The organism is Tistrella sp. (assembly GCF_002684955.1).
GTDB lineage: Bacteria > Pseudomonadota > Alphaproteobacteria > Tistrellales > Tistrellaceae > Tistrella > Tistrella mobilis.
Map to the genome: position 1 here is coordinate 1 of NZ_NYWI01000086.1, position 14,964 is coordinate 14,964.

Genomic DNA, 14,964 nt, shown 5'->3' on the forward strand with positions numbered 1-14,964 from the left:
AAAGGACTCCCTACGCCTCCGACGCAAGGTCGCCGCTTGGGACGACGACTTCCTCGCAAGCCTTATCGCAGCTTAAAAACTTTCACCCGATTCCCCTGCATGCGCCGGTCAACCGTGATCGTTGCAGGAAGGTTGCAGTCAGCGGTCACGCGTCACGATATGCACGGCCAGCCGGCGCAGGTCGTCGGCCCGGCCATCGAAGCCCTGCAGGGCCGCCAGGGCCATGTCCATCAGCCGGGCGGCCTCGGCACGCGCGCCGTCGATCCCCATCAGCCCGACGAAGGTGGCCTTGCCGCGGGCGGCATCCTTGCCCACCGCCTTGCCCGCGGCCGCGGCATCGCCGGTTGCGTCGATCAGGTCGTCGGCGATCTGATAGGCCAGCCCCACCGCGCGGGCATAGTCGCGCAGGCTGGTGCGGGCCTCCATGCCGGCACCGCCCAGAATGGCGCCCGCCCGGCAGCAGAATTCGATCAGCGCGCCGGTCTTCAGCCGCTGCATCCGGCCGATGGTCCCCAGATCCTGCGCGTCGCCGCGGGTTTCGGCCTCGATGTCCAGCATCTGCCCGCCGACCATGCCGCCGGCACCGCCCGCCTCGGCCAGCGCCACCACCAGATCGGCGCGGACCGTGCCGTCGGGATGGGTCTCGGGCTCGCCCAGTACCTGGAAGGCCAGCGTCAGCAGCGCATCGCCAACCAGAATGGCGGTCGCCTCGTCGAAGCGGCGATGGGTGGTCGGGCGGCCGCGGCGCAGATCGTCGTCATCCATCGCCGGCAGATCGTCATGGACCAGCGAATAGGTGTGCAGGAATTCGACCGCCGCCCCGGCGCGGTAGAGCCGGTCTGCCGGCACGTCGAACAGCGCCCCCGATGCCGCGATCAGGAAGGGCCGCAGCCGCTTGCCGCCAGCAAAGACCGCATAGCGCAGCGCCTCGGTCAGCCGGGGGGAGGCACCGCCGCCTTCCGGCGGCAGCAGCCGGTCCATCGCCGCATCGACGCCCGCCGCCACCTCGGTCAGCCGGGCGTTCAGCGCCGCACGCGCCGCCGCGTCGAAGACGGGCAGCGGCATCACGGTCTCGTCGCTCGCGAACGGGTCCTGGGCCACGCGATCCCGGGGGCCGGTGCTCATTCGGGATCCACCGGCTCAAGCCCGGCGGGGCGGCCGTCGCCACCCAGCACGATGCGCTCTACCTTGGCCTTGGCCTCGGCCAGCTTGCGTTCGCAATGCCGGCGCAGCAGGGCCCCGCGCTCGTAATCCTCGATCGCCTCTTCCAGCCGTGCCTCGCCGCTTTCCAGCTTGCGCACGATCTGTTCAAGCTGCTTCAGCGCATCCTCGAAGCTCAGCTCCGCGATCTCCGGCGGCAGGGTGTCGGCGGCGGCCATGGCCTCGGAACCTCCTCGGTCTGTCTGGGGCGGGCGGATCGACTGAGGGCGGAGTGTAAGCCGGCCCTGCGCCGCCGGGCAAGGCAGACCAGGATCAGACTGCAGGATCAGGGCGCCGTCATCAGCACATGAACATGGGAGGCCGTGGCATCGGCCAGCGCCCTGAGATCGTAGCCGCCTTCGAGCGTCGAGATGATCCGGCCGCCGCAATGACGCCGGGCCACTTCGATCAGCTCCTTGGTCATCCAGGCGAAATCCTCGGTGCCGAGATCCATGCCGCCCACCGGATCGCGGTGATGGGCATCGAAACCGGCCGAGACCAGCAGCAGATCGGGCATGAATTCGTCCAGCGCCGGGATCAGCCGCTCGATGAAGGCCCGGCGGACCATGATCCCGCCCGATCCGGCGCCGAAGGGGATGTTCATGATATTGCCGGCGACGCCGCGTTCGGAAATCCGCCCGGTGCCGGGATAGAACGGCGCCTGGTGGATCGAGCCGTAGAACAGGTCCGGGTCGTTTTCGAAGATCGCCTGGGTGCCGTTGCCGTGATGGACGTCGAAATCCACCACCGCGATCCGGTTCACCTTGTGCACGGCCCGCGCATGCAGGGCACCGACCGCGACGTTGTTGAACAGGCAGAAGCCCATCGGCCGCGCCGGCTCGGCATGATGTCCGGGCGGGCGGATGGCGCAGAAGGCACGATCGAACCGCCCGCCCATCACGGCATCCACCGCCGCCACCACGGCGCCCGCGGCGCGGCGCGCCGCCTCTCCCGATCCGGGCGAGACCACGGTATCCGGGTCCAGATGCAGGGCCTGCGCACCGGTTGCCGGAATGGCGGCGAGCACGCTTTTTACATAGGCGGCATCATGGGCGAGGGACAACGTCTCGTCCGAGGCGAGCGGCGCCTCTTCGCGCACCAGGGCAGCGAATTCGGGGGCGTCCAGCGCCTTCAGCACCGCCCGCAGGCGATCGGGCGATTCCGGGTGCCAGGATCCGGTCTCGTGATCGAGACAGGCCGGGTGGGTCAGCAACAGCACCGACATCAGGTTCAGCGTTTCCTCGCATGTCCCGCAGGGAGCGCCCGACCGGATGAGCGGTCGGCCGGACCGGGCCCGGGGCGGGACGAACTGTCCGACGTTGGCCGCCCCTCGTCTTTCGGGCGGGGGCGGCGTCGCCGGATCGGCATCACACTTCGACAGTCGCCCTACTCTCCCGCGCAGGCGCGCCAGAGGCAAGAGCCGATCCACGCACCAGGGACAGGAGCGGGACGGGATGGGAAAGCCGCATCCGAACTGGTATACCATCAGGCGCGATTTCGATCGCACCACAACCCAAAGGCGAGCAGGATACCGTCGGACGTGATGCCCCTCAGGATCGCCCTCACCCTTGTGACCGGCGCGCTCGGCGGCGCGGTCTTTGCCTGGTTGCATCTGCCGCTCGCCTGGATGCTGGGGGCGATGAGCCTGACCGCCGTGGCCGGGATCCTGGGCGCCCCGCTCGGCACCAACCGCCGGCTCAGGATCTGGACCGTCGTCGCCCTCGGCATCGTTCTGGGCGGCAGTTTCCGGCCCGACACCTTCGCCCATGCCGCAGGCTGGCCTCTGGGGCTGGCCGCCCTCACCCTTTATATCCTGCTGCTCTTCGCCCTGGGCTACGGGCTGATGATTGCCTTCGGCCGGGTCGACCGCGCCACCGCCTTCTTCGCCGCCATGCCCGGCGGCATCAACGAGATGACCCGCGTCGCTGAGGAATACCGGGCGGATATCGCGACCGTCGCCCTCACCCATGCCGTCCGGATCTATGCGGTGGTCTTCACCGTGCCGCTCTACCTCGCCTATGTCGAAGGCCATGGGGTGGCGGCGACCATCAGGCCCGTCATGGCCGCCCATAGCGGCATCATCCGGGCCTGGGCCGGTGGCGGCGCGGCCGGCCAGGCCCTGGAATATCTGGTGCTGATCGCGGGCGGCCTGGCCGGCTGGCGCCTGGCCGAACGGATCCGCCTGCCGGGCGCCAGCTTCGTGGGCGGGCTGCTGGTTTCGGGCGGTCTGCATCTGTCGGGCGCCGTCACCGTGCAGATCCCGGTCTGGGGCATCGCGCTGGCCCAGCTGGTCGCGGGCTCTATGATGGGGGCGCGCTTCGCCGGGCTGTCGCTGCATCATCTGGCGCGGGTGGTGATCCTGGCCCTGGTCTCGGCTGCGATCATGCTGGGAACTGCCGTCCTGCTTGCCCCGGTCTTCACTTCGCTGACCGGAGTGCCACGCCTGGCGATGCTGCTCAGCCTGGTGCCGGGCGGCTTCACCGAAATGGGGCTGATCGCCCTGTCGCTGGGGCTGGATGCCGCCGTGGTGGCGGTTTTCCATGTGATGCGGGTGGTTTACGTCATCATGTTCGCACCGGTCTTCTTCCGCTGGCGCCACCGCACCGGTAGCGTGCCGCCCGAAGCCGGATGACAGCCGGCAGTTTCATCGATATTGATAAGAGAGACCAGCGGGGCTCGCTCACAGGTTCCGTCGCCGGTCCTTTGCCGATCCAGCCCGATTCGTTGTCAGATCCTCATGCCATGATCCACGGCCGCACCCCACGGAAGCCGATCTCCCGATGAACGCGACCCCGCCCGCCGGTCGACAGTCCGGCAGAAGCACGCCCGACAGAACCGATGCCGCCGACGGCAATCGTCTGATCGCCGAGGCCCGGGCCTCGATCCGCCGGCATCTGGGCGGTACGGCGGCGTTCAGCGCCGCGGTGAACCTGCTCTATCTGACGCCGTCGCTCTACATGCTGCAGGTCTATGACCGCGTGCTGTCCAGCGGCAGCGAGGAGACGCTGATCTTCGTCAGCATCATCGCGCTGGTCGCCCTTGCCACCATGGCGGCACTCGATCGGGTGCGCGGCATCCTGATGGGCCGTGCCGGGCTCAGGGTCGATCGGGCCCTGGCGGGCCCGCTGCTCGCCCGGCTGATCCGCCAGTCCGCCCTGCCCGGCCAGCCGCCGGCGGCACAGCCGCTGCGCGATCTGGAAACGGTGCGGGTCTTCCTGGCCGGTCCGGGCCCGGGGGCTGTGTTCGATCTGCCCTGGATGCCGGTCTATGTCGCGATCATGTGGGTCATCCACCCCTGGCTGGGCATGCTGGCGCTGGGCGGCGCGCTTCTGCTGATGGCGCTGGCCGTCGCCGGCGAATACAGCATGCGCAAGGCCACGACCACGGCCGGCCAGGCACAGCTGCGCGCCCATGCCGCCAGCGACGCCCTGATCCGCGAGGCGGAACCGATCGAGGCCATGGGCCTGGCCCCGGCCCTGGTTTCGCGCTGGAACGATGCCCGGGGCGAGGCCCTGGCCGGCCATGCCCGCGCGGCCGAACGCGGTGCCTTCTGGTCCGCCACCACCAAGGGCGTGCGCCTGTCGCTGCAGATCCTGGTGCTGGCGATCGGCGCCTATCTCGCCATCGAACGCCTGGTCACCCCCGGCGCCATGTTCGCGGGCTCGATCCTGATCGGCCGGGCGCTGGCTCCCATCGAGCAGATCGTCGGCATGTGGCGCCAGATGACCTCTGCCCGCGACGCCTGGGGCCGGGTCACCAAGGCGCTGGCCGCCACCCCGCCGCCGCGCCCGGGAGAGACGAAACTGCCGCGGCCCAAGGGCGCGATCACCCTCGACAAGGTCGTCTTCCGCATGCCCGGCACCGACCGCGCCGCAATCGGCGGTGTGGATCTGGATGTCCGGCCGGGAGAGACCATCGGCATTCTGGGCCCGTCGGCCGCCGGCAAATCCACCCTTCTGCGCCTGATGATCGGGCTCTGGGTGCCGCTGTCGGGCAGTGTGCGGCTGGATGGGGCCGATGCGGCGCGCTGGCCGCGCGAAACGCTGGGCCCGGCGATCGGCTATCTGCCGCAGGATGTCGTGCTGCTGGCGGGATCGGTCCGCGACAACATCGCCCGCTTCGGCGAGGCCGATGATGCGGCGGTGATCCAGGCGGCCGAGCGTGCCGGGGCACATGACATGATCCTGGGCCTGCCCCAGGGCTACGACACCCGGGTCGGCGATGGCGGGCTCGGCCTGTCCGGCGGCCAGCGCCAGCGCATCGGCCTGGCCCGCGCACTTTACGGCGACCCCGCGATCGTGGCGCTGGACGAGCCGAATTCCAGCCTCGACAACGAGGGCGAGCAGGCGCTGGTCATCGCGCTGAAGCGCCTGCGTGCCGAGGGCCGCACCGTGCTGATCGTTGCCCATCGCACCGGCATTCTGGGCCTGGCCGACCGGCTGCTGGTGATGCGCGACGGCCGGGTGCAGATGTACGGCCCCACCGCCGAGGTCGTGAAGGCGTTGAGCGCATCCCAGGGCGGCCGCCCGCCCGCCCCCACCCATCAGGGGCACCAGACGGGACATCAGACCGGTCATGGCCCTGACACATCCCCGCGCGGAGGCACGGCATGACCGCGACGACGACCGCCCCCCGCATCGATGACGGCGCCGGCCGGCCGCTGCGCACCGGGCTGATCATCTCGGTCCTGTTCTTCGGCGTGCTGGGCGGCTGGGCCGGTTTCGCCCCGCTCGACAGCGCCGCGGTCGCCCCCGGCGTGGTGGTGGTGGAAAACAACCGCCAGGCCGTGCAGCACCGCGACGGCGGCATCGTCGCCGAACTGCCGGTACGCGAAGGCGACCGGGTGGAAGCGGGCCAGCTGCTGCTTCGCCTGGACGACACCGAACTCGCGGCCCAGGCCTCGATCCTGTCCAAGCAGACCGACGCGCTGAAGATCCTGGAGGCCCGGCTGGTCGCCGAGCGCGACGGGCTGGACGCGATCGTCTTTCCCGCCGACATCACCGCACGGCTGGGCAAGGGCGAAGAAATCGACCAGCTGGTTCACGGTCAGGAACGGGTTTTCGCCACCCGGACCAGTTCGCGCGGCAATCAGGTCGATATCCTGCAGCAGCGCATCGTGCAGCTGGGCGCCCAGATCAAGGGCTTCGAGGCCCAGGCCGCCGCCAATGCCCGCCAGCTGGCGCTGATCCGCGACGAATTGAAGGGCACCCGCTCGCTCTATGAAAAGGGCCTCACGCCCAAGACCCGGGTGCTGGCGCTGGAGCGTGCCGCCGCCTCGCTCGACGGCGAGCGGGGGGAGAACGAGGCTAATGCCGCCCGCGCCCGCCAGGCGATCGGCGAGGCCCGGCTGCAGATCGACCAGATCGAGCGCGAGCGCCAGACCGAGGTGGCCGAGCAGCTGCGCCAGACCCAGGAACAGCTCTTCGACCTGACGCCCCGGCTGGAAGCCGTCCGCGCCCAGCTGGGCCGGACCGAGATCCGCGCCCCGGCCTCGGGTTCGGTGGTGGGCCTGACAGCTTTCACGGTGGGCGGCGTGATCCGCCCGGGGGAGATGGTGATGGAGATCGTGCCCAGCGACACGCCGCTGGTGGTGCGGGCCCAGCTCCGCCCCGACCAGATCGACGACGTTCACCTGGGCATGACAGCCGAGGTGCGGCTGACCGCCTATCCCTATCGCACCACGCCGATCCTGAACGGCAATGTGGCGCAGATTTCGGCCGACCGCTTCACCGATGAGCGCACCGGCGTCGCCTATTACGACATGCGCATCGAGGTGCCGACCACCGAACTGCACCGCCTGCCCGATGCCGGCCTGACCCCGGGCATGCCGGCCGAGGGGATGGTGCCGCTGCGCGAGCGCACGGCGCTGGACTATCTGGTGGAGCCGCTGTTGCGCAGCATCGAAGGCACGGCGCGGGAGGACTGATCCTTCCGCAGCCGCACATCAGACGATCAGAGCCTGAGCCAGGCCGCCGCCAGCGCGGCCAGAAGCGACACCGCCGTTGCCGGCGCCAGCAGCCGGGCCATCATCCTGCCGCCGGCGGTGGCGGCCAGCCCGTATTTGACCCCGGTATTGACCAGGGCTGCCGCGACGATGGCAGCGGCGGCCACATCCAGCCGGGCGGCTTCGGCCAGGCTGCGTTCGGCCATGGAAACGGTGATCGCATCCACATCCGCCAGGCCCGACAATGCGCCCACCGCGACCAGCGCCTCGGGTGCCAGATAGCGTTCGGCCAGGGCGGAGGCGAACATGATCACTGCCATCAGCCCCGCAAAGCGGATCGCCGGGCCCAGGCTGAACGGGTTGGCGACCGCGGCCGACACCCTGGCCGCCCCATTGCCCGTGGCACCGTCGCTCGCCACAGCCTCGCTCGACATCCCATCGCTCGCCCCCCCATCGCCTGCCATCCCGTCGCCAACCGGTGCTGCAGCCGTGGCGGCCGCGCCCGTCGGTCGCAGCAGCAGCCACGCCGCCCCGGCCATGGCCGGCAGGATCAGCGCCAGCAGCACCGGCCAGAGCAGCACCAGCAGCGACGCGTTGACCGCCACCAGCAGCACCGCGATGCGCCCGGCCATCACCGACCAGCCGATCAGGATGCCGCCGGCCGCGGGGCGCACGGCGTTGCCGTCGACCGCCGCGGCATGGCGGGCCAGCGACAGCGTCACCGCGGTGGACGACACGAGCGCGCCTGCAACGGCGGTCATCAGCGTGCCGGTGCGAGCGCCGAAACGGCGCACCGCCACATAGCCCACCAGCCCGAGTGCGGTGATCAGGATCACCAGCAGCCACAGCCGATAGGGGTTGAGCGCGTCGAACGGGTCGAGCGTACGGTCGGGCAGCAGCGGCAGCACGATGAAGCTTGCGATCAGCAGCTTCATCATGCCCAGCAGATCGGCCTTGTCGAAGCCCTTCACCACCCGGCGGAGGGGCTTCTTGAAGGCCAGCGCCGCCGCACAGGCCACCGCCAGCGGCACCGCCATGTCGCGATGCCCCAGCACCGCCAGTGCCGCGAGAGCCGTGGTCGCGACGGCGGCAAGTTCGGTGGTCGCCCCCGATTTGCGCGGATCGAGCGAAACCTCCACCACATAGGAGGCGACCACCACACCCGAGACCGCCAGCAGCACCGCCACCAGCGGCCAGGGGCTGTCGATCGCGCGGGTCATCAGCGCGCCGACGGCACCGGCCAGCGCCGCGATGATGAAACTTCTGAGGCCGAGCGCGCCCTGGAGATGTTCGTCGGCCTTGTGCTTTTCGCGCTCGAAGCCGATCAGCGCGCCGATGGCCAGTGCGCTCGCGACGTCGAGATAGGGTGTCGGCCAGCCAAGTTCCGGCATGGAAGCGGCCGCCGGGTCAGGACGGGTCGCCGAAGAAGGCGCGGATCAGCGGCGGCACCGTCGGCTCGCTGACATCCACGCCGTCGCCCAGCCCCTTGATGATCGCCTCGAAGGCGGCGACACGGGCCATATCCTTGTCGTTGGCGTCGATGCGCTGCCAGGGCGCCCGGGGCAGCGACGTCCGTTCCACCATGTCGCCATAGGCAAGCTCATAATCACGCCAGCGGGCGCGGTTGCGCAGATCATCCTCGGTCAGCTTCCAGCGCTTTTCCGGGTTGTCATAGCGCGATTGCAGACGGTGCAGCTGGGTTTCGGGCGTGATGTCGAGCAACAGCTTGACGATGTGGATGCCCTCGTCCAGCAGCGTGGTCTCGAAGGCGCGGATCTCGTCATAGGCGCGGGTCCATTCGCGCTCGCTCGCGAAGCCTTCGATCCGCTCCACCAGCACCCGGCCGTACCAGGACCGGTCGAAGATCGCCATGCGGCCGCTTTCCGGCACTCGCGTCCAGAAGCGCTGCATCCAGTGCTGACGCTTCTCGCCCTGGGTGGGTGCGCCGATCGAATGCACCCGCAGATGGCGCGGGTCCAGGCACCAGCCGATCCGGCGGATCAACCCGCCCTTGCCGGCGGCATCCCAGCCCTCCAGCACCACGATGCCGCGATGGCCGTGGATGACATAGGCATGCTGCAGCATGACAAGCTGATCCTGCAGCCGCTTCAGCGCCGCCTCGGGCCCCTCACCCTTTTCCAGCTCCGGCTCGGCAATCTGCGCCTCGTCGCGCCAGTCCGCCGCCTCGGCCTTGGCCTTGCGCTCGGCCTCTTCGGCCTTCTTCTGCTTCTTGTCCTTCTTGCCCATGGGCGGCAATCCTCGCGCGGGGGGTGGGCCGGTACACCGGTACGGTTTCGATCCGGTGAGATCGAACCGATGTAATCTCATTGAAACGCCAGGCGGGCAGGCGATCAATCCGGACCTTCACGTTTTTGTGTCGTGGCGACCGGCCGCCGCCGACATATCATGGGCGCCGCCTGCCGCCAGACGGATCCTTCCGATGCCCGACCGTTACAGCCCTGCCCGACGCCCTCTTGCCCTCCTTGCCGCCGGGGCCGTGTTTTTCGCCGCCGGTGCCGGGCTCGGCCGCTGGGCACCGGAGCTGCTGCCCGCCCTGCCGCAGGCGACGGCCGAAAACCCGCCGGATACCTACCGCGTGATGCCGGGCACCATCACCCGCAGCGTGACGGCGCCGGGGCTGATCGAACCGCGGGTCTTCGTCGATGTCGGCAGCCAGGTCTCGGGGCAGCTGCGCCGGGTGGATGTGGCGATCGGCGACCGGGTGGCGAAAGGGGACCAGCTGGCCGAAATCGACCCCAGGATCTATGAGACCCGGGTGACCGGCGACGAGGCGAAGCTGCGCAATCTGAAGGCCCAGGCCGATCAGGCGCGGGCGGAACGCGATCTGGCCCGGCTGCGCGATGCCCGCATCCGGCGGCTGGCGGCGGCCAATGCCGCCAGCCGCGAGGATGCCGATACCAGTGCCGCCAATCTGCGCATCGCCGAGGCGCGGGTCGAGGCGATCGAGGCCCAGATCGGCGAGGCGCAGTCCACCCTCGACGGCGATCGCACCAACCTCTCTTACACCCGCATCCTGGCGCCGATCGACGGCACCGTCGTCTCCCAGACCTCGGTGGTCGGCCAGACGCTGAACGCCAGCCAGACCTCGCCGATCATTCTGCGGCTGGCGGATCTGGCGACCATGACGGTGCGTGCCCAGGTGGCAGAGGCCGATGTCGTGCGCCTGAGGCCCGGCCAGACCGCGCGGTTTTCAACCCTGGGTCAGCCCGAACGCCTGTGGGAAAGCCGGATCCGCCAGATTCTGCCCACCCCGCAGACCATCAACGACGTGGTGCTCTACGACGTACTGATCGATATCGACAACAGCGACGGCGCGTTGATGACCAGCATGACGGCCCAGGTCTCCTTCGTGCTCGACGAGGCGACGAACCTGCCGGTGGTCCCGCTGCAGGCGGTGGCCGCCACGCCGGATGGCGGGCACGAGGTTCGCATCTTCACCGCCGGTGGGGGCGTGGAACGACGCCGGGTCACGCTCGGCCTCGCCGATCGCCGCCGCGCCGCGGTCACCGCCGGCCTTGCGGTCGGCGAGACCGTCATCCTGCCGGAAGAGGATCATGCCGGGGGACGCGGGGCATGAATGCAGAGACGGCTTCCCCGATCCTGGCCCCTCCCCTGATCACCTTCGACCGGGTGTCGCGCCATTTCGGCGGCGCCCAGGGCGTGACCGCGCTGGATGATGTCAGCCTGTCGATCCGCCGGGGCGAGATGGTCGCGATCGTCGGCGCCTCGGGGTCGGGCAAAAGCACGCTGATGAACATTCTGGGCTGTCTGGACCGGCCGAGCGGCGGCCGGCTGCTGATCGACGGCCAGGACGTCTCGGCGCTGGATACCGATGCGCTGGCGGCCCTGCGCACCCGCCGCTTCGGCTTCGTGTTTCAGCGCTACAATCTGCTGCACGGCCTGTCCGCCGCCGAGAATGTCGAGATGCCGGCCATCTATGCCGGCCGCCCGGCCGAGGAGCGCCGCCGGGCGGCGCACCGGTTGCTGGGCAGGCTGGGGCTTCAGGATCGCGCCGGCCATCGGCCGTCGGAACTGTCGGGCGGGCAGCAGCAGCGGGTCTCCATCGCCCGTGCCCTGGTCAATGATGCCGACATCATTCTGGCCGACGAGCCCACCGGCGCGCTGGACGAGGCCGCGGGCGCCGAGGTGCTGGCCCTGCTCGACGCTCTTCATGCCGAAGGGCGGACCATCATCATCGTCACCCATGATCCGACCGTGGCGGCGCATGCCGGGCGGCGGATCCGGATCCGCGACGGCCGGGTGGTCGCCGACGAGGGCGACGACAGACGGGGCAGCCCCGCCACCGCCGAGGCGGCCCCATGTCGCCCGGGCCGGTCGGGGCCGGTCCGTCTGCTGGGCGACGTCGCGAGCGCCGGGCGGATGGCCTTCCGCTCGCTTGCCATCAACCCGCTCAGAACCCTGCTCACCCTGCTGGGTGTGGTCATCGGCGTGGCCTCGGTCATCGCCATGCTGGCGATCGGCGATGGCGGGCGCGAGGCCACCCTGCGGCGCATTGCCGAGATGGGCACCAATCTGATCACCGTGCGCGCCGGCGCCCCCGGCATCCGCTCGCTTGCCGATCTCACCTCGCTCACCATCGGCGATATCGAGGCCCTGTCGGAGATCCGCGGCCTGGCGGCGATTTCTCCTGAGCGCAATCTCAGAACCACGCTCAGGGTCGGCAACCGCGACTATACGACCATGGCCCAGGGGGTCTGGCCCGATCTTCTGGTGGCCAGAAGCCGGCAGCTCGCCGCGGGCAGCTTCTTCACCCGCGACGACATCCGAAGCTATGCCGCGGTGATGGTGCTGGGCCAGTCTGTCGCCGACATCCTGTTTCCCGGTCAGGACCCGATCGGGCGTCAGGTGCTGGCCGGGCGGGTGCCGTTCGAGGTGATCGGCGTGCTGGCCCCGCGCGGGGTGTCGGGCGGGGGGACCGATCAGGACGATGTCGTGCTGATCCCGCTGTCTTCGGGCTTCATGCGGCTTCTGGGGCGCAGCCATGTCAGCTCGGTCACCCTGAAGGTGGCCGATGCCGGGGATATGGAGCGGGTGGCCGACGAGATCGACCGGATCCTGTTCGACCGGCACCACATCCGGAACTACCAGATCCGCAGCAGCACCGCGGCACAGATCATCATGTCCGACAGCCAGCGCAGCTTTGCCCTGCTTCTGGGGGCGGTTGCCGCCATTTCGCTGGTGGTGGGCGGGATCGGGGTCATGAACATCATGCTGGTCGGCGTGACCGAGCGCACCCGCGAGATCGGGATCCGCATGGCCACCGGCGCCCGGCGGCGCGATGTGCTGATCCAGTTCAATGTGGAGGCGATCGCCGTCTGCGGGCTGGGCGGCGTGATCGGCGTCGGGCTGGGCCTCGGCAGTGCGGTCTGGCTCCGCAGGCTGGGCTTCGACGTTCTGATCACGCCGATGCCCGCCGTCATGGCCTTCAGCTGCGCCTTCCTGACCGGTCTGGTCTTCGGCTGGCTGCCGGCCCGCAAGGCGGCCGGCATGGACCCGGTCAGGGCGCTCGCCGCCGGCTGAGCCCGGCCTCGCCTTCCAGCGGCACGCCGGTCGGGATCACCAGATCCGCCGTCAGCCGGGTGCCGGAGGCATCGGCGCGCACCAGCCGCACGCCGTCGGAGGCCAGCGGAAAGCCGCGCAGCACCAGGCTGTCCAGATGAAGATGCACATGGGTCGCATCGCGCGACAGGGTCAGGTCCTTCACCCCCACCGCCAGCCCGACGGCACCGGCCGCAGGCGGCACGCCGCGGCGGATATCGGCCAGCAGGCTGGCGGGCGACGCCCCGCCCGTGCCGCCCGCCGCGGCAATGCCGGCCAGCAGCCGCGAGGCCGCGATGCGCGCGGCCGACGGGTCGAGCCCCAGCCGCATCAGCAGGGCGATCAGCTCTCCATGCAGGGCCTGGGCGCCCTTGGCCATGGCCTCGCCCAGCCGGGCCGCGGCCCCGTCTTCGACCGTGATCCCCGCCAGACCGAGCGACGCCGCCGCCGTCCCGCCGGTGGCGGGCACGGCCTCGTCCTGCCCCTTGGGCAGATCCTCGCCCGCCACCGCCCTGTCGGCGACGCCCGCCGCCTCTGCCGGGCTCATGCCCATCAGGCGGAACAGGGCGGCCAGGGCGGCGCGCAGATCGCGCAGACCGGCAATGAAGGGGTCGCCCGCCTCCCGCTCGGTTCCCGCCGTCTCCACGCGCGCAAAGCCGGCTGAAGGCAGGCTGACCGTCAGGGGCAGCCTGGCAGAGAGAGGTCGTCCGGCAGAGAGAGGCAGATTCTCGGTAAGGGGTGGCCGGGACACCGTCGGCGGATCGCTCAACGCCGACGGTGTCGCCCTTGCCCCCTGGAACCGCAACGGGTTCCTGTCTGATGTAGAAGACACCATCGTGCCACCATCCGAAAATACACGGTCACCACCGCCCGATTGATCCGGCAGCGTGTTCCGACGGGCCGGGACATCCCTGGCCGTTTGATTTTCGTGGCACGATCATCGAACCGTCGTTTTCGCGGTCCGTTGGGCACAACTATAGCGTCGAAAGGCCGCTCGGTGCAACCATCAAGCCCGGTGACGCAGGCGTCAACGGCTCAGATAGCGCAACGCCTCGTCCAGGCCGCGAAGGGTCAGGGGATACATCCGGTCCTCCATCAGCTTCTGGGTGATCTTGGCGCTTTCGGTATAGCGCCAGCGCTGCTGGGGTTCGGGGTTCAGCCAGACCATCTTCGGGAAATGGTCGGTAAAGCGCTTCAGCCAGACCTGGCCCGATTCCTCGTTCCAGTGTTCGACCGATCCGCCCGGCATCACGATCTCGTAGGCGCTCATGGTCGCATCGCCGACGAAGATCACCTTATAGTCGGGGCCGAACTTGTTCAGCACGTCCATGGTCGGCGTGCGTTCCGAGAAGCGGCGGTAATTGTCCTTCCACACGTTTTCGTAAATGAAGTTGTGGAAGTAGTAATACTCCAGGTGCTTCAGCTCGGTGCGTGCGGCACTAAACAGCTCTTCGCAGATCTTGACGTGATCGTCCATCGATCCGCCGACATCCAGGAACAACAGCACCTTCACCTTGTTGCGCTTTTCCGGCACCAGCTTCAGGTCCAGCCAGCCGGCATTGCGCGCCGTGGAACGGATGGTGTCGTCCAGATCCAGCTCCAGATCGGAGCCTTCGCGCACGAAGGCGCGCAGCCGCTTCAGCGCCACCTTGATGTTGCGCGTGCCCAGCTCGACATCGTCGTCGTAATTCTTGAAGGCCCGTTGATCCCAGACCTTCACCGCCCGGCGGTGGCGCGACCGGTCCTGGCCGATGCGCACGCCTTCGGGGTTGTAGCCATAGGCGCCGAAGGGGCTGGTACCGGCCGTGCCGATCCATTTATTGCCGCCCTGATGGCGCCCCTTCTGCTCTTCCAGACGCTGCTTCAGCGTCTCCATCAGCTTTTCCCAGCCGCCCAGGGCCTCGATCTCGGCCATCTCTTCGGGGGTGAGGTGTTTTTCGGCCAGCTTGCGCAGCCATTCCTCGGGGATCTGCCCCTCGATGGCGGCGAAATGCGCCTGGGCGCCCTTGTAATAGGCGGCGAAGACCTGGTCGAAGCGGTCGAAATGCTTCTCGTTCTTCACCAGCGAGGTGCGGGCGAGATAGTAGAACTCCTCAGGGGAGAACTGGGCGAGCCCGGCCTTCATGCCCTCGATCAGGACCAGATATTCCTTGATCGTGACCGGCAGCTTCGCCTCGCGAAGCTTGAAGAAGAAATCGATCAGCATCCGGACCCGCCCTCTCGCCTCGACCTGTGCACCT

Annotated in this window: 12 protein-coding genes; 5 read left to right on the forward strand and 7 right to left on the reverse strand. The window is 69.3% G+C overall.

The genetic code is table 11. The annotated features are described in order from the left end of the window. Positions 1-138 precede the first annotated feature (138 nt). The 3 genes from CMO28_RS28130 to CMO28_RS28140 all read right to left on the reverse strand — a co-directional run bounded on the left by CMO28_RS28130 (position 139) and on the right by CMO28_RS28140 (position 2,425). Positions 139-1,065 (reverse strand): polyprenyl synthetase family protein, encoded by a 927-nt coding sequence (locus CMO28_RS28130; RefSeq protein ID WP_296721118.1) that lies wholly within the window; start codon positions 1,063-1,065, stop codon positions 139-141. 56 nt (positions 1,066-1,121) lie between these two features. Then, the gene (locus CMO28_RS28135; RefSeq protein WP_014744482.1) at positions 1,122-1,379 is read right to left on the reverse strand and encodes an exodeoxyribonuclease VII small subunit; all 258 of its coding nucleotides are present in this window, start codon (positions 1,377-1,379) and stop codon (positions 1,122-1,124) included. A gap of 107 nt (positions 1,380-1,486) precedes the next feature. Next, positions 1,487-2,425 (reverse strand): histone deacetylase family protein, encoded by a 939-nt coding sequence (locus CMO28_RS28140; RefSeq protein WP_062766468.1) that lies wholly within the window; start codon positions 2,423-2,425, stop codon positions 1,487-1,489. A 318-nt stretch (positions 2,426-2,743) separates the two neighbouring features. On the opposite strand from CMO28_RS28140, the gene CMO28_RS28145 reads away from it, so the two are divergent. The 3 genes from CMO28_RS28145 to CMO28_RS28155 all read left to right on the forward strand — a co-directional run bounded on the left by CMO28_RS28145 (position 2,744) and on the right by CMO28_RS28155 (position 7,126). Further along, positions 2,744-3,832, forward strand: coding sequence for an AbrB family transcriptional regulator (locus CMO28_RS28145; RefSeq protein ID WP_296720394.1), 1,089 nt, complete (start codon positions 2,744-2,746; stop codon positions 3,830-3,832). 148 nt (positions 3,833-3,980) lie between these two features. After that, positions 3,981-5,813 carry a type I secretion system permease/ATPase gene (locus tag CMO28_RS28150; protein ID WP_296720397.1) on the forward strand — a complete coding sequence of 611 codons (1,833 nt, stop codon included), beginning with the start codon at positions 3,981-3,983 and terminating at the stop codon, positions 5,811-5,813. Continuing rightward, entirely contained in the window at positions 5,810-7,126 is a 1,317-nt protein-coding gene (locus CMO28_RS28155; RefSeq protein WP_296720401.1) for an HlyD family type I secretion periplasmic adaptor subunit, read from the forward strand. Before CMO28_RS28150 ends, CMO28_RS28155 begins: the two co-directional genes overlap by 4 nt. A gap of 26 nt (positions 7,127-7,152) precedes the next feature. Here CMO28_RS28155 and CMO28_RS28160 read toward each other — a convergent pair whose 3' ends face one another. Both CMO28_RS28160 and CMO28_RS28165 read right to left on the reverse strand, forming a co-directional pair. Then, a complete protein-coding gene (locus CMO28_RS28160) occupies positions 7,153-8,535 on the reverse strand; it encodes an MgtC/SapB family protein (RefSeq protein WP_296720404.1) in 1,383 nt (460 codons plus the stop codon). Between the two features lie 16 nt (positions 8,536-8,551). Continuing rightward, complete coding sequence (locus CMO28_RS28165) at positions 8,552-9,391, reverse strand: polyphosphate kinase 2 family protein (protein ID WP_296720407.1); 840 nt, start codon at positions 9,389-9,391, stop codon at positions 8,552-8,554. Between the two features lie 193 nt (positions 9,392-9,584). On the opposite strand from CMO28_RS28165, the gene CMO28_RS28170 reads away from it, so the two are divergent. Together CMO28_RS28170 and CMO28_RS28175 are read left to right on the forward strand one after the other, a co-directional pair. Next, positions 9,585-10,742, forward strand: coding sequence for an efflux RND transporter periplasmic adaptor subunit (locus CMO28_RS28170; RefSeq protein WP_296720411.1), 1,158 nt, complete (start codon positions 9,585-9,587; stop codon positions 10,740-10,742). Then, complete coding sequence (locus tag CMO28_RS28175) at positions 10,739-12,706, forward strand: ABC transporter permease (protein ID WP_296720414.1); 1,968 nt, start codon at positions 10,739-10,741, stop codon at positions 12,704-12,706. Before CMO28_RS28170 ends, CMO28_RS28175 begins: the two co-directional genes overlap by 4 nt. Here the strand turns inward: CMO28_RS28175 and CMO28_RS28180 are convergent. Both CMO28_RS28180 and CMO28_RS28185 read right to left on the reverse strand, forming a co-directional pair. Then, a complete protein-coding gene (locus CMO28_RS28180; RefSeq protein WP_296720415.1) occupies positions 12,684-13,370 on the reverse strand; it encodes a hypothetical protein in 687 nt (228 codons plus the stop codon). The genes CMO28_RS28175 and CMO28_RS28180 overlap by 23 nt on opposite strands. 381 nt (positions 13,371-13,751) lie before the next feature. Then, positions 13,752-14,930: a vWA domain-containing protein gene (locus CMO28_RS28185; protein ID WP_014744472.1), complete on the reverse strand. Its 1,179-nt coding sequence runs from the start codon at positions 14,928-14,930 to the stop codon at positions 13,752-13,754. Positions 14,931-14,964: the final 34 nt, after the last annotated feature.

Bases quoted from the DNA above. Each gene is read 5' to 3' on its own strand.
- CMO28_RS28140 (WP_062766468.1), bottom strand. From the start codon at position 2,425: ATGTCGGTGCTGTTGCTGACCCACCCGGCCTGTCTCGATCACGAGACC.
- CMO28_RS28155 (WP_296720401.1), top strand. From the start codon at position 5,810: ATGACCGCGACGACGACCGCCCCCCGCATCGATGACGGCGCCGGCCGG.
- CMO28_RS28175 (WP_296720414.1), top strand. From the start codon at position 10,739: ATGAATGCAGAGACGGCTTCCCCGATCCTGGCCCCTCCCCTGATCACC.
- CMO28_RS28150 (WP_296720397.1), top strand. From the start codon at position 3,981: ATGAACGCGACCCCGCCCGCCGGTCGACAGTCCGGCAGAAGCACGCCC.
- CMO28_RS28130 (WP_296721118.1), bottom strand. From the start codon at position 1,065: ATGCCGCTGCCCGTCTTCGACGCGGCGGCGCGTGCGGCGCTGAACGCC.
- CMO28_RS28160 (WP_296720404.1), bottom strand. From the start codon at position 8,535: ATGCCGGAACTTGGCTGGCCGACACCCTATCTCGACGTCGCGAGCGCA.
- CMO28_RS28135 (WP_014744482.1), bottom strand. From the start codon at position 1,379: ATGGCCGCCGCCGACACCCTGCCGCCGGAGATCGCGGAGCTGAGCTTC.
- CMO28_RS28170 (WP_296720411.1), top strand. From the start codon at position 9,585: ATGCCCGACCGTTACAGCCCTGCCCGACGCCCTCTTGCCCTCCTTGCC.
- CMO28_RS28185 (WP_014744472.1), bottom strand. From the start codon at position 14,930: ATGCTGATCGATTTCTTCTTCAAGCTTCGCGAGGCGAAGCTGCCGGTC.
- CMO28_RS28165 (WP_296720407.1), bottom strand. From the start codon at position 9,391: ATGGGCAAGAAGGACAAGAAGCAGAAGAAGGCCGAAGAGGCCGAGCGC.
- CMO28_RS28145 (WP_296720394.1), top strand. From the start codon at position 2,744: ATGCCCCTCAGGATCGCCCTCACCCTTGTGACCGGCGCGCTCGGCGGC.